Source organism: Bacillus salipaludis (genome assembly GCF_030938565.1).
Taxonomy (GTDB): domain Bacteria; phylum Bacillota; class Bacilli; order Bacillales; family Cytobacillaceae; genus Neobacillus; species Neobacillus salipaludis_A.
On record NZ_JAVGVR010000001.1, the window covers coordinates 2408299 to 2428433 of the forward strand.

Sequence of the window (20135 nt, forward strand, 5' to 3'; positions counted from 1 at the left end):
GGGGGTGTAATCATGGCTGGTAACGTAACAGAATTACTTGGTGCTCCGTATGAAAATTTAATTGAGGCCCAAGTTGATAAAAGTCCAAGCGAAATTGTTATTTCGAATAACGATGGCGAAACCTATTACATAGTAACGCCTGAAGTATATGAAAGCGATCTTAAACAACACGGATATGAGATCGTAGTGTCTGCCGGAGAGTAAAGTTACTCTCTGGTTTTTTTATGAAATTTTAAATATTCTCCTAAACTTTCATTTAAACCACAATATATTACAAAATTATTTCATTTAGCTAACAATTTTCGACATAATCTAGCAATCTCTCCAAATAGTAAGTAAACTGGAAAAGTGATTATATAGATAGCGTGGGGGAGAAAATGAAAAAGAAACTTTTAACATTGGTAGCAGCTACAGTATTTGGGACTTCTTTATATAGCACTTCAGCAATGGCCATGAATATTAAGGTTAAAAAAGGAGATACCTTATCAAAGTATTCCAAGCAATACCATATTTCAGTTGCTAAAATAAAATCTGCGAACAAATTAAAAAATGATCGAATCATTGTCGGGCAGAATATTAATATCCCCGTAAATGGAAAAAGTGTTGCCAAAGTGAGCACCACTCCGACTTCATACATATATACAGTAAAAAAAGGCGATACACTGTCAGGAATCGCTAAAAAATATCATACAACTGTAAACCAATTGAAGTCATTAAATGGACTGAAAACAGATTTTATCCGACTAGGTCAAAAACTTAAAGTCAGCGGTAAAATGACCACTCAATCGATTAAAACGAATGAAACCACAAGTTCTACCGCGGAAGAATTAAATTCAGATCAGTTGATACGCGATGCTAAAGCAGTGATTGGAACCCCTTACAAATGGGGAGGAACGACAACAAGCGGCTTTGATTGCAGCGGTTTTATTTACTATGTAATAAAAAAACAAAAGCCTATCTCTCGTCAGACGGTTGCTGGTTATTGGAGCATGATGAAGCCGGTATCTTCTTTATCGGTTGGTGATTTTGTTTATTATGAAACGTATAAATCAGGTCCTTCGCATATGGGGATTTATGTAGGGAATGGAAAGTTCATTCATTCCGGATCATCTCAGGGAGTCGAAATTTCCGATATGGATAATTCTTATTGGAAGCCTCGGTATCTAGGTGCAAGGCAATTTTAGTTTATTGAAGGAACTCTTATTTTGAATAAGAGTTCCTATTTTTATAGAGTAAGAGATTGCTTTTATTGACTGGTCAAGGCTGAGAAATCTGTGGCTTTTTTCAAATCTTTATCCGAAATGTTAACATGCGCCTTTTTAAATTCAGCTTTTAAAACAGTTGCAATCTTTTCCTGCGTGACCTTTGTTTCTTTCACTTGATCTGTAAGGGTATTTTTCATTTGTGCGAATGATTTTTTCGCCTTTTTATCTGTCAATTGAATAATATGGTATCCATATTGAGTTTTGACCGGGTCACTGACTTCTTTTAGTTTTAAAGCATAGGCTGCTTTTTCAAAATCCGCGTCCATTTCACCAGTTCCAAACCACCCAAGATCACCGCCATTTGATGAACTTGCTGGATCTTGTGAATACTTTTTCGCCAAATCTTCAAATTTTTCGCCTTTTTTGAGTTTAGCTTCCACTTCATCTGCAGTTTTCTTATCGTTGACCAAAATATGACGGGCACGAATTTCTGGCTTGTAACTAGCGTATGCATCCTTTAATTCTTGATCGGTAACTTTAAGGGTTTTATATACCGCTTTCTCCTCTAAAAGATTTAGCTTCACTACGTTCCTATAGTCGGCCTCATCTTTGTAGCCGTATTGCTGTAAAGTGGTTAGAAATTGATCACCCAGTTGTTCTTTTACTTTTTTAACCTCCGCATCAATTGCAGATTTAGTAACGGTATATTCTTTAGACAAAACTTTTTCAACCGCAAGCTCTTGAAGTGTCTGTGTACCATACTTTGTTTTCAATGCTTGATATAATTCATCTTGTGAGATATTTCCTGAATCGGATTTCATGACGGTACTATTGCTGTAAGCAGACAATCCCAGTGCACTGATCATGATGCCCGTAAGAATCCATTTCTTCATTCTTCCACTCCTAAAATTTGTAATCTATTAGATGTTAAAAACTATATTAATGAATGAATATGAATAAATAATGAACAGGCTAAGAAGAATGTAAGAAGAAATTAAGAAATAATTTAGTAGATTTTAATAGAAATTTAAGAAAATAAAGGGACCAAATTTAAACAATAAAGGAGTCGTTTTATTGTGAAATAAAAAAAGCGATGTATTATAACTTAAAAATAACATCGCTTTTATTTATTTCCTTAGACACTTCCATTTCTTGAGCAGTAGTTTATTGTCGTTACACAACATTTATAATAGAAACTATCTAAACGAAGCACGGGTCATTAAAATAAATTACTTCGGTTAAGATCAAATTTCCGCCCATTTCTAGCATTGCATCTCTAGCTTCTCTTTCAGTAGAAAATTCAAATATTTTAATACTTTCCTCCGTATGCAAGGTGATTACCCACATATAAAATGTCCCCGTTTCTTCTTAATTTTTATGACTTCGACAATAGTAGAAAGTTAATTTGCTTGAGCAGCTAGTTCTAAAATTTGATAATTTTCCTTTGTAAAAACAAAACCCTCAAGGATGGTTCTGGCTGTACGAACTACCTTTATTGCATTGATATGGCCGGCAAGCAAATCTACCTTTGTTTCCATAATTCCGGCAGGGTGTGCCAATCTAACAATTTCATGGTTAGGTATTACAATATCTGATAAAATAGTATCCCTCAGGAAAGCAGCCGCAGTTGTACAAATCGCGCCTGTAATCGCAAGCGCTTGATGCGGCTTTTGCATGGACATCATTCTGATTGTCAGATCCATATCCGACGCTTTTCTCATCGTACCTGTTGAATCAATATACTCCATTGGAGGGGCAATGATAGTCATTTTCGGTACGGCAGGAGATTTTTTAGTTGCGTCCTCTTTTTTAGAAAAGTGGCACATTTCAGCTGCTGCAGATCTAATTTCTTCTAAATCCATTAATTTTTCAGGAGTGTACTCGTTAGGCGATTCATTTCCAATAAGCCCCACATCCTGTGCTCTGACGAAAACAAGTGGATTGGCAACGTCAATAATCGAAATGGGTATGGTTCCATTTTTTGTTTCAATCCAGTCCAATGGTTTTCCGGTCGGAAAAAGCCTTCCGGTTACAGCCCCTTCCGAACGGGTGAAGGAAAGGTAAATAGGGGAACCTGTTCCCGGGACACCAGGGATTGAACAACTTCCTTCTGTTTGAACTTTCCCATTTTTTACTTCAACTTCAGATATAATTAACTTGTTTGTGTTTGTATTTAATATTTTGATTTTTGTAACTGGTTCAATTGGATGTACAAGACCTTGTTCAATTGCATAGGGCCCAACTGCAGAAGAAATATTGCCGCAATTACCACTAAAATCTACGAATTGATTATCAAGGCTTACCTGTGCAAAGGTATACTCAATGTCTACACCTTGAATAGTAGATTTTTTAATAATAGCAGCTTTACTAGTTAAGGAATTTGCACCGCCAAGCCCGTCAATTTGCCTTTGATCGGGACTGCCCATGATATCAAGAAGAAAGTCCTCCCAAATAGCACGATTTTCCGGCATGTGCTCATAATTGAGAAATACTCCCTTACTGGTTCCACCACGCATAATGACAACTGGGACTCTCATGTTACAAAACCACCTTTTTGATTTTTTGAAAAACTGTTGTTCTTTTGAAAACATAATATGATAAGCTAGATCATAAGTAAAATAGATAATTTTGTAGGAAAATACAAAAAAAAATTTATAACTCTATGAATGGAGGATTCCAATGGACGAGAAAGATTGGGTTGCGATCAAAGTTTTGTTCGAAGAAAAAAATATTAGCAGAGCATCGGAGCGGCTATATATTTCACAGCCAGCTTTAACCTACAGATTGAAGAATTTAGAAAAAGAGCTTGGAACGGAATTGTTTTATAAAATAAAAGGAGGGATTGAATTTACTTCAGAGGGTGTTTATTTAGCTGATTATGCAGAAGAAATGATAAAAAAACTTCAACAAACGAAAGATTACATCCTTAATATGAAGGAGGAAGTAAGAGGAACTTTGCGATTAGGAGTATCGAGTAACTTTGCACAATATAAGCTTCCTAAACTATTAAAGCAGTTCTCTACCGAATATCCTAATGTTCAATTTAGTGTTAATACGGGTTGGAGTACCAGTATTATGAACTTACTTAATGCTTCAAGTGTCCAATTGGGAATACTGCGCGGAAATTACGATTGGTATGGAGCTAAAACGATGCTCCACGAAGAAAGACTTTGTCTTATTTCCAAACGTGAGGTCGACATGAAAAAATTGCCGGAACTTCCCTTTATTCATTATCAAACAGACAGTTCCCTAAAAAATCTTATTAATGGCTGGTGGCACGACCGATTTACAGAACCGCCACTCGTAACAATGGAAACGGATCGACAAGAAACCTGCAAAGAAATGGTTAAAAATGATTTAGGAATTGCAATATTGCCTGAAATTTGTTTGCAACCCTCTGATAATTTATTTACTTATGGATTGTCTTACAAGAATGGTACACCTGTTTTAAGAAGTACGTGGTTAATGTACAATAAAGACGAATTGCAGCTAACAACTGTAAAAACTTTTATAAATTTTTTAAACCAAAATCCTAATTTATGAAAAAAGTGTAAGGAAAAGTTATACTTTTTTCTTGTCTTCACTCTATAAATCGCTTGCAATAAAATAAACGAACGGGATTATAAGTTTTTTTTTAGAAAATATTAAAAAAATATATATTTTACTTATTTTGATTGATGAAATATTCTAAAAATATAGTTTTCAGAGAATTAATAGGGTTGGAAATAACCATTATCTTTTTTTCTCTGGGTTTGTAAGCGATTTCTTTGATGGAGGGGATTTATATTATTACTTTTTTAGGAGTTTCAATGGTTGTCGTATTTACTTACTTGATTATGTCAAAGAGATTATCTCCGGTTATAGCCCTTGTAGTGGTTCCAATTGTCTTCGCATTAATTGGCGGCTTTGGCTTAAAGCTGGGAGATATGATGATGGAGGGTTTAAAGGTTGTTGCCCCTTCAGCGGCACTATTATTGTTTGCAATTCTTTTTTTCGGTATTTTAATTGATGCAGGATTGTTCGACCCGCTTATTAAGCAAATGTTAAGATTCGTAAAAGGGGATCCGGTAAAAATCGCCATTGGAACTGCAATCATTGCCTTGCTAGTTGCTCTTGACGGAGACGGTACAACTACACACATGATTACGATTTCAGCAATGCTGCCCTTATATTTGCGATTGGGCATGAGTCCACTAGTACTTGGGACTATATCAATGCTTTCTGTCAGTATAATGAGTGGTATGACTCCATGGGGAGGGCCTGCTACAAGGGCCATTGCCTCTTTGGGCCTTGACGCAAATGAATTTTTTCTCCCGCTCTTACCTACCTTGTTTGCTGGAATTGGAAGTATCCTTGTTACAGCCTATTTTCTAGGCAAAAAGGAACGAAAAAAAATTGGTGTAATTACTATAGAGCCACCTTCCAGAAACCTTTCAGCTATTCCTGAAGCCGCTATTGCGATTGAGATGCCAGGAAATATCAAGCGTCCCAAACTAATATGGTTCAATCTGCTGTTAACAATTGCGGTAATGGTTGTTTTGGTAATGGGAATATTACCGGCTCCGGTACTATTTCTTATTGGGTTTGTATTAGCTTGCCTGATCAACTATCCAAATTTGGAGCAACAAAAAGAGCGGATAATGGCACATGCAGGAAATGCGTTGACGGTTGTTACACTCGTTTTTGCAGCGGGAATCTTCACGGGTATTTTTTCTGGAACAAAGATGGTGGACGCAATCGCTCATTCACTCGTTTCGATTATTCCCGATTCTTTAGGGTCATTCTTTCCAGCAGTAGTAGCTCTGACAAGTATGCCTTTTACTTTCGTTTTGTCAAATGATGCTTATTATTTTGGAGTGTTACCAATCTTGGCGGAAGCGGGGTCCACATATGGGGTAGACCCATTAGAAATCGCCAGAGCTTCTGTATTGGGCCAGCCTGTACACTTTTTAAGCCCTTTAGTAGCCTCTACACTGCTATTAGTAGGAATGATTAATACCGACCTGGGAGAGTTCCAGAAGTCTGCATTTAAATGGTCTGTATTCTGCTCTTTCGTTATCATTATCGTTGCTATACTAACTGGTGCATTTAGTATTTTTTAATAATGAAAAAACCAGAGCTACTTTAGAAATTTGTAAAGGAGCTCTGGTTTTTTTAAATAATGGTGTTTATTTTATTGTATGACAAATAATTTTTACAATGGTTCTTGCAAAATTAAAAATAGTAAATAAACGGGTGTCATTGAGAAACTGTGATGCTGGTAATGGATCAATATAGTTAATCATACTTTTGAAATGGTAATCCCCCACTTTCGGAAGAATTTTTTCAAGGGCACTCCCAGGGGCGAGTGGTCCTTTGTTAAAATAAATAAAACCGACTTGGTTTTTTTCTCCCAAACAAGCATCAATACTGATAATTAACGGCTTTTTATGTTGCTTATGGATGTCTTTCAAAATATCCTTTAAGTTAAAGGCATGTACGGGTTCTTTCAAGGTTCCGTATATATGATATGGAACATCGCTTTCTCTAAGCATCGTACCCACTAGTGGTCCCAGTGAGTCTCCGACATATCGATCTGAGCCAATACATAGAAAAACAATTTCCCTATTGTCAAGGATAGAGCGTGTGATGATTTCTTCGATAATTCCTGAAGAGACCTCAATTTCTTTTTCTTCCATCATTTCCTTCACTTTGATTTTAAATAGAGTGTTCCCTTGTTCTGAGTTTCCTTGATAATTATAAAAAGGACACATTTCAGTTCCCCCAAATGGCATGTAACGTATTTTTAAAAATGTATGTAAAACAATTATATCAAACTTAAGCTTCTTTCAAGTAAGTTAAACTTTGGTACGATGGGAAGAATTCTTTTTTAATCCCAATCTCACAACAATTCCAAAAGAAATATTAGAATTAAACACAGTTGCGGCTTTTTATGAATTTCTGAAAGAATTTTATTTTAAAAGGATTCCCTAACTAACGAATTATAGTTATAGTAGAAAGAATTAGGTAATTTATACTGTAAGTTTCAGTGAATAAAAAGAAAAATCTTGAATTTTCAGGAAAATGGATTGACACATTTTATCGAAAAATGATATAAACACAATAAGAATTTTAATAAATAAACGTATTAAAGGTAAAATAATTTTAGTATGTGGGAAAATAGGGGGAGTTACATCATGGGACAACGTAGTAAAATTTTAGATTGTACGATTCGGGATGGTGGTTTGGTTAATAATTGGGATTTCAGCGTCGAATTTGTTCAAGACCTGTATAATGGACTAAGTGAAGCTGGCGTTGAATATATGGAGATTGGTTACAAAAACTCACCAAAGCTTCTTAAAGCAACGGAACCCAATCCATGGAGATTTCTTGACGATAACTTCCTAAAAGAAATCATTCCTGAGAAAAAGTTTACGAAGTTATCTGCTTTAGTAGATATTGGTCGTGTAGACCCTAATGACATCCTGCCACGCGAACAGAGTGTTTTAGATATGATCCGAGTCGCTTGCTATATCCGAGAAGTGGACAAGGGCTTGGAACTTGTTAAAATGTTTCATGATTTGGGGTATGAGACTACCCTTAACATTATGGCGTTATCAAGTGTACCTGAAAAGCAACTAATTGAAGCTTTTGAATTGGTACGAAACAGTCCTGTAGATGTTGTGTATATCGTTGACTCCTTTGGAAGCTTAGATCCTGCTGATATTGAACATCTCGTGAAAAAGTTTAAAGATTTGGTGCCTAACAAAGAACTTGGAATTCATACACATAACAATATGCAGTTAGCGTTTGCCAATACAATCGCTGCAATGCGAAGTGGAGTTACTTTCTTGGATTCCTCTGTATATGGTATGGGTCGTGCAGCCGGTAACTGTCACACAGAGCTTCTTGTTAGCTACATTCAAAAAACAAGCTATGAGCTTAAGCCTGTTCTTGGTATTATTGAAAAACATATGCTGGAAATGCGTCAAAAATGGGAGTGGGGCTATATCATTCCTTACATGATTTCCGGTGTATTGAATGAACATCCACGTGTTGCAATGGCATACCGTAATACTGAGGATCGTGATAAGTTCGTTGATTTCTATGATAAGGTTACGTCACCAGAAGTGGAATTGGCGACCGTTACAAAATAATTAGGATTGTGAAATCGATTAGGTATCCAAGTAAAAACCCTTCTTCCAACCTAAGGGAAGAAGGGTTTTTCGATGTATTTAAATGCCGCCCCATACGCTTTCAGCAATTTTTACGATATGCTTTATCTTTTTCCATTGTTCCTCTTCTGTTAAAACATTTCCTTCTTCTGTGCTGGCAAATCCGCACTGAGGGCTTAATGCCAAGTTTTCTAATGGAATCGATTGACTTGCTTCATTAATTCTTGCTTTAATCGTTTCGGGATCTTCTAATTCAGGGAATTTAGAGGTAATTAATCCTAATACAACGGTTTTGTCATCACGTTTAAAGCTTTTAAGTGGTTCAAAATCACCTGAACGATTATCATCATATTCCAAGAATAAGCCATCTACATTTAAATTTGCAAAAATTGCATCAGAGATTTGATCGTATCCTCCGCTCGTTATGAAAGTAGATCGGAAGTTACCACGACAAATATGCATCGTAATTAATAAATCATTAGGCTTCTTAGCAATGGCATCATTTAAGCAGCGTACTCTAGTATCGATAATGTCTTGTACATCCATGCCAAGTTTTTCAACAACAGCCTTAATCCGTTCTTCGGAAACAAAATCAATCCAGGAAGTATCGTCTAATTGTAAGTAACGGCAGCCCGCATCATAGAAAGCTTGAATGGCCTTTTGGTAAGCTGTTACTGTATCATGGTAGAACTGCTCTGTGTCGCCATTGTAATACTCATCGCCCTGAATTCTTGTGAATAACATATTGGGGCTTGGAATGGAGAACTTAGCAACTTGAGTTCCATCACCGTATTGATCAACGGCATGCTTTAGGAATTTGAAGTGCTCTAACATATAATGACCATTAAAGTCGATTTTACCAACTACCTTAATTGCTTTATTTTTTGTTTTGGCACCTTTGAAGTTACTTACATACTCCGCTTCGAATTCCTCAACACCTTCTAAACCAGCTAAAAAGTCTAAATGCCACCATGCACGTCTAAACTCACCATCCGTGATGGATTTAAGGCCTGCCTCAATTTGTTTCTGTACCAGTTTTTCAATTTCTTTATCCTCTATCACCTTAAGGGCTGCATGATCGATTTCCCCGTTTGCATATGCTTTTCTTGCTGCTTTAATCTGTTCCGGTCTTAGAAAACTACCGACATGGTCTGCTTTAAATGGAGCCTTGACTAGTGTTTTGGTCATAATTAATTTCCTTCTTTCAATAAAAATTAAAAACCCCTCTTCATAAATAAGAAGAGGGGGGCATAAACGTAATCGATTCTCTTCTTATCTTCTAGCAAAACGCTACTGGAATTGGCACAGTACAAAAAGTCTGCTGCCGAGGTTTCAAAGGGCCAGTCCCTCCACCTCTCTTGATAAGAATATTCTAAAATATTTAACTAATATTTACGTTACACCTGTTCTAGTATTCTGTCAACATTTTTGTGAAGTGTTTAACAAAGTAATATCAGTTATGTAAAGCCCATGCTAGTGTCCAGCCTTATTTCTTTTAGTGGCTATTTTCGCTTATGGAATGGAAATCCTAACACATAAAAACCCTCCAAAAAGGAGGGGAATCGTACTCCAATATGAAGCTATTTAATCTTGCTGTACAATCAAGGATTATTATTTTTCGCCTTACTTCCTGCCCAAATCGCTAAAATTAGAAGGATAACTCCAAAAATGATGCTGTTCCATAAGGCGCCGGTGTTATCAGTAAAGTTGTATACCCACGGAGAGAAAAATACCCATATACCAATTAAACCTGTAAGCCATAGCTGCCACATCAAATATCGACCCCTTCCAAAAGAAGATTCGAATATTGGAGTACTTACCTTATCCTATTCACCTTTTTTGAAAAACATTACTTAAACGTTAAAAACAATTTTTATACTGTCTTCAGCAATTAAGAAAAAATGCGTAATTCATTGCATACAATTTTACACATGCCTTGGCTAATCATTAATGTTAATATGAGAAATTCAGTTTATAATGTCTCAATGTTGTGACATTGTCTGGAGGTTAAGATATTTGGAGAATCAAAGAATGAATTCGATCCTGTTATTATTTGTGGTGTTTGGCGGCTTTTTTATCTTTGGTTTATCGGAAAATGTAAAAGGCCCTGCTCTGCCGGTCATGCAATCCGAATTCAAACTGCATGAATCTCAGCTTGGTTTCTTGCTTGCCTTAAATTCTTTTGGGTATCTGTTGGCGTGCTCATTTACTTCAAACCTGTCCAATAAGATCGGAATTAAATGGATAGGAATCCTTGCATTTGCCTCGATGACATTGTCGGGTATTTTCATGTTCTTGTCTAAGGGGTATACATCATTAACGCTATCTTATTTTATGTTATATCTGGGAAACGGCATACTCGAGATTGGGCTTGGAATCATGGCTGCCCGCATATTTACTAAGAACACGGGGACAATGATGAACCTTGCCCATTTTTTTTATGGCCTCAGTTCAATCGGGGCTCCTATTTTGGGTGCTTCCATGATGGGATGGAATGTTTTGAATGGGGAACTTGACTGGCGAGGTATGTATTTAATGGTTCTTTCACTATCCATTTTGCCCATCATTCCTTCATTTTTTGGAAGGTTTCCAGAGGAACATCAAAAAGATGGTGAATCCACATCGTTTCGAAATCTGATTCGGGATCCGATTGCTTGGAAGATTGTGGCCATCCTTTCGTTTGGAGTGGTGTCTGAAATATCAATCGGAAGCTGGCTTGTTTATTATTTGGAAAATGCTTATGATTGGTCATTAAATAGAGCATCGGGAATGCTTTCGTCCTTTTTTCTGTTCTTTACCCTTTCAAGGCTGTTTGCCGGACCCATCACGGATAAAATTGGATATACCCTTTCCATTATGTTTTTTTCTGCTTTTTCTGGTGTATCCAGCCTTGCTGCCATTTTCAGCGGAGAAAAAGGGGCCATTCTTTTTGCCATTGCAGGTATTGGGATTGCTCCAATTTATCCGACCGTTATGGCGTTGCTTGCCAAACAATACTCTAAAGGAGTAGGGACAGCGATCACTTTTACGGTAACTCTCTTAGGAATTTCCAGTATAATGGGAAATTTGCTTGTCGGTTTTATCATTGATTTTTTCAATCGGGTATGGGGGCAGAGGAGTGCAGGAGGTGAACTAATTGGCCTTCAGGCTGGTTATGTGTTTATCGCAGGATTGGCCATACTATGCTCAGTTTGCAGCGTATCTTTATATAAAACCCTTCGAAACCTTAATAAGGTTGAAGGAAAGGTAAAAGGTTCAGAAATCGGATTCTGAACCTTTTTATAATAAAGGAATTTAACCTAATGATTCAGTTTATAAATTTCCCGAGCCATTGATTCTAAAATATAAATAACAGGTACCTGTGTTGTAATATTCGATTCTTCAAAAACTTCCTCTGTTACATAATAAGCAATGTTGATATCAGAGATTTTTGCAATCGTTGAGAATTTATTGTTTGTAATACTAATAATTTTACTGCCTTCCTGTTTAAGCTGGTTAAGATGCGCGACGGTAAAATTATTTTCTCCAGATACAGATAAAGCAATGGTGACACTGTTAAACATGAGCTTGGAGTGAATCGGAAAGTGTGGATCCTTAATATACAAAGAAAATTTCCCTAAGCTTGAGAAATATCTTGCACCATATTCAGCAAGAATACCAGAGCTCCCAATTCCAATAAAAATAACATTATCTGCCTCGGAAACAAGCCTTGCAGCCTCGCTAATTTTTTCTTCTAAATCGCCCTTTAATGTTCGCTCAAAAAAATCAACTACCGATTGTTGAGAACTCTTTACTATCGTTTTTTTTTGCTCTTTTGACAGCATTTTAAGCTTTACTTTAAATTCGGAAAATCCCTCACAATTAAGTTTCCTGCAAAAACGTAAAATTGTTGCTGTCGATACATGGGTTTCATCTGCCAGTTCACGAATTCGCATATAAGCCACTTTCTCACTATTTTGACTAATATAGTTGTATAAAGAAGTCTCTAGTTCATTAAATGAAGCGATAATCTCATTTGAAAACATGGATTAAGTATTCTCCTTTATTAAAAAATGGATAATCGCATTTTAACATACATATTCAATGGAAAACACTGTGTTACATTAATGTAACAAGTTACTTCTTTTGTTATTAAAAACTAGATAATCTGCATTTATTTACTAGCCTACTAAACGTAGTTATCATTTTATTGTAGTCTTTGTTTTTATTTTAAAAGGAAGAGAATTAATAAATTCACTTAAAAAACAAATATTAATGATGGAATAAATTTTGGAGGTACTTAGAATGAAAAAATATGATTTTCCCGAAGGGTTCCTATGGGGAGGGGCTACTGCGGCCAATCAAATAGAAGGCGGTTTTAATGAAGGGAACAAAGGACTAAATATTGCCGATGTCCTTCCAGGTGGAAAAGAGCGGTATAAAATTTTACTAAACCCAGGTTTTGATTTTGAGATCCACCCTGATCAATATTACTATCCAAATCATGAAGCAATTGACTTCTACCATCGATATAAAGAAGATATTGCCTTGTTTGCCGAAATGGGGTTCAAAGCCTTCAGGATGTCGATTGCCTGGACGCGAATTTTTCCAAACGGCGATGAGGTAGAGGCAAATGAGGAAGGGCTGGCATTTTACGACTGTGTGTTTGATGAATTGAATAAACACGGTATTGAACCAGTTGTAACCATTTCCCACTATGAAATGCCTCTGCATTTGGTAAAAGAATATGGCGGTTGGAGAAGCCGGAAAGTGGTGACGTTCTTTGAAAGATATGTAAAAACCATTTTTAACCGATACAAAAATAAAGTAAAGTACTGGATGACTTTTAATGAGATCAATAGCAGTTTGGTGATGCCGATACAAGGTCTTGGTTTTTCCATTCAAAAAGAACAGGATAGATACCAGCCTACCTTCCAGGCCTACCATCATCAATTTCTTGCCAGCGCTCTTGCGGTTAAAATGTGTCATGAGATTATTCCGAATTCCAAAATTGGCTGTATGATTCTTTTTGCACCTGTTTATTCCTTTGATAGCAATCCAGAAAATGTGATGTATGCCCTTCAGGAAGAACAGCTTTTTAATTATTATTGTACGGATGTGCAAGTACGGGGGGAGTATCCGGCGTTTATTAATCGCTACTTTAAAGAACATCATATTGAATTAGAAATTCAAGAAGGTGACTTGGAATTAATGAAAGAAGGGACGGTTGATTATATCGGCTTTAGTTATTACATGTCCCGTACAGAGAAGAAAGCGAAGACGGATGAGGATAGTTCGGAAGGGAATATTATTGGCGGCATTAGAAATCCATTCTTAAAAACAAGTGACTGGGGCTGGGAGATCGACCCAGTCGGATTACGCATTACATTAAACAAATTATACGACCGCTACCAGAAGCCGCTGTTTGTTGTCGAAAATGGGTTAGGCGCCTATGACAAGGTAGAAGAAGACGGCACAATAAACGACGACTATCGAATTAACTATCTTCGTGAACATATTCAAGCAATGGGTGAAGCTATAGAAGATGGGGTTGAATTAATGGGCTATACAAGCTGGGGCTGTATTGATATGGTAAGTATGTCGACAGGCGAGTTCTCGAAACGGTATGGGTATATTTATGTAGACAAACATGACGATGGCAGCGGTACATTAGAACGCAAAAAGAAAAAATCCTTCTTCTGGTATAGGGATGTTATCTCTACAAATGGAGAGAAACTTTAATTTTTCAACAAAAAGAGTGCTTAAATCTAAATGGATTAGGCGCTTTTTTGTTGAAGTTAAAATGGAATAACGCGGATGAAAGAACTTAAGCTTATATTAAGGTTCTCCCATTAAGATGGAAAACAGATAGAGACAAAATTTAAATTTGGGGGAATTAACTTGAAAAAGAATTATACAAGAATTGTTCTGGATTTATTAATGGCAATCACTTTTGTGTTGTTAATGGATCCAAGGGTATTAAATGGTTTACCTTTTCATGAAGTGGCAGGTTTGGTAATCGGAGTAGCGATTCTTACACATATCGGATTGAACTATCGCTGGGTGATTAATACAACTAAAAAGATTTTCGATTCTAAACTTCCTAAAAAAACAAAATTTAGTTATTTGTTAAATATCCTGCTTTTAATTTCTATGGCTACCGTCATTATTACAGGTATATTTATTTCAAGGGTAGTTTTTCCAAATCTTGCGGTACAAAGTGGACACTCGATTCGAGGAATCCACAGTTTCTCAGCAGACGTAACGCTTGCATTAGTGGGCCTTCATGTTGGGGTCCATTGGCAATGGGTAATGAGTATTTGTAAAAAGGCGTTTAAATCAAAAGATGGAAAACTTAGAAAAGGGGTAATTGCAACAGTAGTCCTATCCATCGCCCTTTTAGCAGGCGGAATTCAATTGTTTTCCGCAACAGCTTCTTCAAATATTGCTGATTTTGCACCTAAACAAATACAACAAAGTGAGCAGGCATCTAACAATGGGAATACAGGGATAACAACAAATACAGTACAGGGACAGCCTAGTGGAGATTTTCGTGAAGGAAAATTTCATGGAAAAGATGGACATGGTGGCAGCAGCAACCCGTTTCGTGATGTTCTAAATTATTTTGCGATTTGGGCGGCCATCATCATACCAACTTATTATTTTGAAAGGCGAAACCTGACGAATAAACGAAAATCAAGAAACTTAAATCTTCAAAATTAGTAATCAAGGTTCAACAACTATTGAAATCAATCATCTTTCACACGATCCAAGAAAAAGTGAAAGAAGGCACATTTTATGTTGCCATAAAGGTTCTAGCCCTCCTATTAAAGCAGGGCTATTTTTTTATGGATATTAAATTCCACACATGAACTAAATGAACAAAATATATTTTATTTATGAAAAAAACTTAATTTGGGAAACGTTCTCACTTCAGAATATTTTGATTATACTTTATTTGCAATTAAAAGAGGTGAAAACAATCTTGAAGGAGTGGAAAACTTATGTGGGTCATTACTGTCTATTTAAAAGAAGAAATTACCATGTTTGAATTTAATAACGAAAAAGAAGCAAGAGAAGCTTTTGGCAACGTACAGGGTTATAAGGTTCTATCTGAGGTTATTTACTATAACGACATTGAAAATTCACTGCACCTTCTTCAAACATAGATTGTAAAGTAGACAGCTGTGTGTCCCCTTTTGCTTTGTAGAAATATAGGGCAGGACAAACATCCATTTTAACTGACATGTTATATTACCATTTCCTTTAAAGGATAAAGATGCATATTAATATTGTAAACAACCTTAAGGAGGTGCGTTTACTATGTGCGGATGGTGCGGTTGTGGTGGTTATGGCTATGGCGGATTCGGTGGATATGGAGGATTTAGTCCATTTGTTTTAATTGTTGTATTGTTCATTCTTTTAATTATTGTTGGAGCAAGCAGTTTCTATTAATAACACACAGAAAATGAGGTGGTCTGGATAAGACACCTCATTTTTCTGTGTTTCAATGGGTGTATCATCTCAATATTGTAATCATTTCACAATTTTATGAATAAATATTGAGGAATGAACGATAAAGGAGAGGATTAAACTGACTCCAACGGTATTGCTTGTTGTAGTAATCTCATCCCTTGCCTACATTTTTGGAGGTTTTCTCGTTTTATTTAGGAAAAATTGGTCGGAAAAAACCTTATTGTCCTTGGTCGCACTTAGCGCTGGTTTATTGATATCCATTGCTCTTTTGGATTTAATTCCTGAAGGACAAGAAGGCCTAGAACATAGTACTTTGTTTGTCCTAATTGGTTTCCTTATTATGTATTTTATCTTTCTGCCAACAACAACAAACGGGAAAAATGGATTAGAAAACAGTGATAATGCAACCATAAGGGGATTATCTATTGGAATGCTGCTTCACAATTTTTTTGAGGGGTTATCTATCGGGATCAGTTATTCTGCATCTTTTGAATTAGGTGTCTTTGTTTCAATCGCACTGGTAATTCATAAAATTCCAGAGGGACTTTCTTATACTTCCGTTATGCTTGCTTTTTTAAATGGCCGCAGAAAAACGACAATTTATCTTATCGTTCAAGGAATTTTCACTTGGTTAGGAGCAGGATCTGCAATTTTAGTATCTGGGCTTAAAGATTATCAAGAACAAATTGTGGCCATAGGCTTATCCATAACAGCCGGAATTTTCCTATATCTTTGTGGAACATTATTATTGCCATTAATTAATCGTGGAACCTTTAAAATTACACCATGGTTCTTTTTAGGTGGAATCTTACTTTATTTCGTGTTACATAGTATATTTTAGTAGTTTAAATGGGGGACTGCTTCGTGCTTCGGCGGTCCCTTCTTATTGGACTAACGGAAAATTTATATAATTGGAACGGAGTAACAATAGTTTATGCAGTATGGCACTTAATTAAAACAGCCTAGCCCTTACTAAAGGCTGTTATTTTTTTGTGTCTAGTACGCTCTCTACTGTATCGATTTCATTATTTCTTTTTCTTTGCTTCCTTTAAGCAATATCTTGGCTTCAATTAGTGGTGGTGGCATTAGCAATGCAATTAAATCCGGCGGAACTGGTCACATGGCTTTGGCGTTATTGCTATTATTGACCTGGTCGATTTCAACGGGACTTAGCCCATTCTCAGGTCTTAATGTAATGGTCAGCCGTTTTGCCGGTGTTTCAGGAGTACAAACAGGTCTACGGCTAAATGGCCTCCATCTCTCTATTTTAGCCTTAATTGGCATCACTATTATCTCCTTAATCGATTAGAGAGGAAGAAAAACATCCTTCACTGTATTAGTGAAGGATGTTTTTTTTAGAGGGCATCTCAATTATGAGGAATGTCTCATTTTACATCTCACGAATCCTAGTAAGCCAGGTTTAGGAATTGAAGTCGATTCGATTAAATTTTAAAGGCAAATGAACTTTATAAAAACATGGGATTAGGTTTCTGTGACGATGCGGCCGAAATGCAATAGTTAATTTCAGGCTGGAAATTTGATAATAAGCTTCCGTGTCTTGTACGATAAAAAATGGGGTGACTAAAACGTCACATTCCATTGTTTGAACAAGAAATTTAGGAAAAGGACAGATTGTGATGAAATTTGTGCTAGCGCCAGATTCATTTAAGGAAAGTATGACTGCGAAGAATGCTGCCCTTGCAATGGAAAAAGGAATCAAAAAGGTTTTTCCTAATGCAGAATGTGTCATTGTTCCGATGGCAGATGGCGGGGAAGGTACTGTGGAATCCCTTGTGAGTTTGTCAAACGGCGAGGTCATCAAAGCAGAAGTAATCGGGCCATTAGGAAAAACTGTTACAGCAGAATATGGCCTTTTAGATGGAGGACAAACCGCAGTTATTGAAATGGCAAGTGCAAGTGGATTAGGACTTATTAAACTCGAAGAACGAAATCCACTATTAACGACTACTTATGGGACGGGTCAATTAATTAAGCATGCACTCGATAAGGGTGTGAGCCGTTTTTTAATAGGAATTGGCGGAAGTGCTACCAATGATGGCGGAATGGGAATGCTTCAGGCACTTGGAGTTTCTTTTAAGGATCAAGGTGGAAAAGAGCTTCCATTTGGCGGGGGCGCATTGGACCAATTACATTCGATTGACATAAGTGGATTGGATGAACGGCTTAAAACGGCAAAGATTGATGTCGCTTGTGATGTAACCAACCCCTTAATTGGTGATAATGGTGCGTCAGCCATTTTTGGGCCACAAAAAGGGGCAAATTCGGAAATGGTGAAACTCCTTGACCAAAATTTGGCTTATTTTGCCCAAGTCATAAAGACTCAATTGCAGCTCGATATTGCATACATTGAAGGTGCAGGAGCGGCTGGCGGACTTGGCGCGGGATTATTGGCGTTTTTAAATGCCCGACTAAAAAAAGGGATTGAACTTGTCATCGAGTATACGGGACTTGAGGAGAAAATCATAGGGGCGAATTACGTTTTTACAGGAGAAGGCAGCATTGATGGTCAGACCTTGTTCGGTAAAACACCCTACGGAGTGGCTGGAGTTGCAAAGAAACACTCCGTTCCTGTAATAGCTTTTGCCGGTAGAATTGGCAATGGTGTTGAGGTTTTATACAATAATGGATTTAACGCCATTATCGGTATCTTAAAAGAGGTTACCCCACTCGAGGAAGCTCTCAAATCAGGCCAAGAAAACTTAGCTTTTGCTGCAGAAAATATTTGTCGAGTGTTAAAGGGATAAAGAAAACACAATCGCAGCTCGTATACAAGCGCCGTTTTGTGTTTTATCCGCTGAAAAGTAGTTTACTTTGTAAAAATCTGCTGAAAAATTTACAGGTGAATTTGCCTAATGATTTTTTATACGATAATTATTCAATTAAAATATGGTCGCTTTAAAAATTAGCTAATGTTGAAGTTAATGATTAACTGAATACCCACCTAAATATTAAAACATTTTAATATCCGAAATTTCACATCGTATTTATCGAGGATTCTCGCAGAATAAAGCTTTCGTTGCGAAAGCATTTAGAATTAAGTTAACAAAGTAAGGTAAATTCTGCTGTATGTTTTGCAGCGTTTTTGTATTTACAAAAAAAAACCTTGATTTCTCAAGGTTTTGTACGTCCCGAAGAGGATTCGAACCTCCGACCTACAGTTTAGGAAACTGTTGCTCTATCCTGCTGAGCTATCGGGACAAAGTGGAACTTAATTATTTTGTTTGCACACCCAAATTTTACTCATATCCCGTCCTGCCCTCAGAATGATTAATCAAGAAGCAGTTCGGTCAGTACGCTGAAGCATATTCATGGAAGCAAATTCATTCGTGCTGAGCTATCGGGACATATTTTTTGGAACGTCTTTAATTATAATGAATTGGATAAAAAAGGTCAATAAAAAGTTCTTTTATTTACATGTTGCCTGACGACATGTGAAGTTTTCAGACCTCTTTCTCTAAAAATTAGCCAAACAATCAAGCTAAAAGTAATGAGCAGACCTTCCATCGATAAGATATACCAAGGGTAGGGGCCGAGGATATCCAATAAACTGGCGGTAGTAGGTTTATGACTTAAAAACATATAATTACCGCCTACCAGTTTATTGGTCAATATGACGAATGGCAATAGCACATTTAGAAACACAAAGAGTTTGACTACAGACCAGATGGTGGGCCTGTATTCGTGCACCCAGGTGAAATACAATGGCACCCAAATAATCATTAAGTGCGTGTAGAAAAAATGAAAAAAGCGAAAATGCGGAAAATCGAAATGTAATACCGGTGTAATGAGTGCCTGAGTTGCACCGAGCAATGCTGTGAAGAGTAAAATTTCATAGATTATTTTTTTGCGAGTAAGCAGGAGTAAAACGGTTAAGATTAGACTGATGTTGCAAAGCTCAAGAGGCAGGGCGGAGCTGAGTTCCCAGCTACCATTTATAAGCATCCAGATATGATAAATGATTTCAAAGGCTAATAGGGCTAACGCTGTTCCAATTTCTGCCGTTCTCCACTTTATTTTGTTTCGGAAAAAGTAAATCCAAGCTGCACCAAGAATCAAGATAGTGAGGATTGCCAAATGGCTGACTGTATACATTTCAAAGACATATCCATTATTACTGCCTCCAAACCATTTCGGCATACACCCACCCCAATTCTCTGTATTTTTCTATATAAAATTATATGTAGGTGGATCGAATGGCTAGACTAGGTTAAAAGGTCAATGTTTTATTTATAAAATTCTTTACCGCAGCCTTTTATAAAAGGTTTATCTGCGATACCGCCCCGCTCGCTATGAATACCCC

Annotated in this window: 20 protein-coding genes, 1 tRNA gene and 1 riboswitch; of the genes, 13 read left to right on the forward strand and 8 right to left on the reverse strand. The window is 36.8% G+C overall.

Annotated features, from left to right (window positions below):
- Window positions 1–12: 12 nt before the first annotated feature.
- Window positions 13–204, forward strand: a complete 192-nt coding sequence (locus RCG21_RS11865) for a hypothetical protein (RefSeq protein WP_035424183.1) — start codon at window positions 13–15, stop codon at window positions 202–204.
- Between the two features lie 173 nt (window positions 205–377).
- Window positions 378–1184, forward strand: coding sequence for a C40 family peptidase (locus RCG21_RS11870; protein ID WP_133332378.1), 807 nt, complete (start codon window positions 378–380; stop codon window positions 1182–1184).
- Window positions 1185–1246: 62 nt separating this feature from the next.
- Here the strand turns inward: RCG21_RS11870 and RCG21_RS11875 are convergent, their stop codons facing one another.
- Window positions 1247–2098: a peptidylprolyl isomerase gene (locus RCG21_RS11875; RefSeq protein ID WP_308913185.1), complete on the reverse strand. Its 852-nt coding sequence runs from the start codon at window positions 2096–2098 to the stop codon at window positions 1247–1249.
- Between the two features lie 507 nt (window positions 2099–2605).
- Window positions 2606–3742 carry a 2-methylaconitate cis-trans isomerase PrpF family protein gene (locus tag RCG21_RS11880; RefSeq protein WP_133332376.1) on the reverse strand — a complete coding sequence of 379 codons (1137 nt, stop codon included), beginning with the start codon at window positions 3740–3742 and terminating at the stop codon, window positions 2606–2608.
- 142 nt (window positions 3743–3884) lie between these two features.
- Between RCG21_RS11880 and RCG21_RS11885 the strand changes: the two genes are divergently transcribed.
- The gene (locus RCG21_RS11885) at window positions 3885–4748 is read left to right on the forward strand and encodes a LysR family transcriptional regulator (RefSeq protein ID WP_133332375.1); all 864 of its coding nucleotides are present in this window, start codon (window positions 3885–3887) and stop codon (window positions 4746–4748) included.
- A 242-nt stretch (window positions 4749–4990) separates the two neighbouring features.
- Window positions 4991–6307: a CitMHS family transporter gene (locus RCG21_RS11890; protein WP_133332758.1), complete on the forward strand. Its 1317-nt coding sequence runs from the start codon at window positions 4991–4993 to the stop codon at window positions 6305–6307.
- 66 nt (window positions 6308–6373) lie between these two features.
- Here the strand turns inward: RCG21_RS11890 and yyaC are convergent, their stop codons facing one another.
- Window positions 6374–6958: a spore protease YyaC gene (gene yyaC / locus RCG21_RS11895; RefSeq protein WP_235824676.1), complete on the reverse strand. Its 585-nt coding sequence runs from the start codon at window positions 6956–6958 to the stop codon at window positions 6374–6376.
- A gap of 423 nt (window positions 6959–7381) precedes the next feature.
- Here yyaC and RCG21_RS11900 point away from each other — a divergent pair, with 423 nt between their 5' ends.
- Entirely contained in the window at window positions 7382–8341 is a 960-nt protein-coding gene (locus RCG21_RS11900; protein WP_308913186.1) for an aldolase catalytic domain-containing protein, read from the forward strand.
- Window positions 8342–8419: 78 nt separating this feature from the next.
- Here RCG21_RS11900 and RCG21_RS11905 read toward each other — a convergent pair whose 3' ends face one another.
- A complete protein-coding gene (locus tag RCG21_RS11905) occupies window positions 8420–9547 on the reverse strand; it encodes a 5-methyltetrahydropteroyltriglutamate--homocysteine S-methyltransferase (protein ID WP_133332373.1) in 1128 nt (375 codons plus the stop codon).
- A gap of 81 nt (window positions 9548–9628) precedes the next feature.
- Window positions 9629–9727, reverse strand: a riboswitch (SAM riboswitch).
- A 233-nt stretch (window positions 9728–9960) separates the two neighbouring features.
- A complete protein-coding gene (locus RCG21_RS11910) occupies window positions 9961–10131 on the reverse strand; it encodes an SPW repeat protein (protein WP_133332372.1) in 171 nt (56 codons plus the stop codon).
- Window positions 10132–10390: 259 nt separating this feature from the next.
- Here RCG21_RS11910 and RCG21_RS11915 point away from each other — a divergent pair, with 259 nt between their 5' ends.
- Window positions 10391–11632, forward strand: coding sequence for an MFS transporter (locus RCG21_RS11915; RefSeq protein ID WP_372512757.1), 1242 nt, complete (start codon window positions 10391–10393; stop codon window positions 11630–11632).
- A gap of 26 nt (window positions 11633–11658) precedes the next feature.
- On the opposite strand, the gene RCG21_RS11920 is transcribed toward RCG21_RS11915, so the two are convergent.
- Window positions 11659–12384 carry a MurR/RpiR family transcriptional regulator gene (locus tag RCG21_RS11920; protein ID WP_133332371.1) on the reverse strand — a complete coding sequence of 242 codons (726 nt, stop codon included), beginning with the start codon at window positions 12382–12384 and terminating at the stop codon, window positions 11659–11661.
- 259 nt (window positions 12385–12643) lie between these two features.
- On the opposite strand from RCG21_RS11920, the gene RCG21_RS11925 reads away from it, so the two are divergent.
- The 7 genes from RCG21_RS11925 (at window position 12644) to RCG21_RS11955 (ending at window position 18579) form a co-directional block, all read left to right on the forward strand.
- Window positions 12644–14080, forward strand: a complete 1437-nt coding sequence (locus RCG21_RS11925; protein ID WP_133332370.1) for a glycoside hydrolase family 1 protein — start codon at window positions 12644–12646, stop codon at window positions 14078–14080.
- A 159-nt stretch (window positions 14081–14239) separates the two neighbouring features.
- Complete coding sequence (locus RCG21_RS11930) at window positions 14240–15061, forward strand: DUF4405 domain-containing protein (RefSeq protein ID WP_208025303.1); 822 nt, start codon at window positions 14240–14242, stop codon at window positions 15059–15061.
- 281 nt (window positions 15062–15342) lie between these two features.
- A complete protein-coding gene (locus tag RCG21_RS11935; protein WP_165976137.1) occupies window positions 15343–15507 on the forward strand; it encodes a hypothetical protein in 165 nt (54 codons plus the stop codon).
- A gap of 154 nt (window positions 15508–15661) precedes the next feature.
- A complete protein-coding gene (gene yjcZ, locus RCG21_RS11940) occupies window positions 15662–15793 on the forward strand; it encodes a sporulation protein YjcZ (protein WP_081810770.1) in 132 nt (43 codons plus the stop codon).
- 241 nt (window positions 15794–16034) lie between these two features.
- Entirely contained in the window at window positions 16035–16655 is a 621-nt protein-coding gene (locus RCG21_RS11945; protein ID WP_133332369.1) for a ZIP family metal transporter, read from the forward strand.
- 219 nt (window positions 16656–16874) lie between these two features.
- A complete protein-coding gene (locus RCG21_RS11950) occupies window positions 16875–17123 on the forward strand; it encodes a hypothetical protein (protein WP_133332368.1) in 249 nt (82 codons plus the stop codon).
- Between the two features lie 328 nt (window positions 17124–17451).
- Window positions 17452–18579: a glycerate kinase family protein gene (locus RCG21_RS11955; protein ID WP_133332367.1), complete on the forward strand. Its 1128-nt coding sequence runs from the start codon at window positions 17452–17454 to the stop codon at window positions 18577–18579.
- A gap of 380 nt (window positions 18580–18959) precedes the next feature.
- Here the strand turns inward: RCG21_RS11955 and RCG21_RS11960 are convergent.
- Together RCG21_RS11960 and RCG21_RS11965 are read right to left on the reverse strand one after the other, a co-directional pair.
- A tRNA-Arg gene (locus tag RCG21_RS11960) sits at window positions 18960–19033 on the reverse strand.
- Window positions 19034–19225: 192 nt separating this feature from the next.
- Window positions 19226–19972, reverse strand: a complete 747-nt coding sequence (locus tag RCG21_RS11965) for a YwaF family protein (protein ID WP_308913188.1) — start codon at window positions 19970–19972, stop codon at window positions 19226–19228.
- Between the last annotated feature and the right edge of the window lie 163 nt (window positions 19973–20135).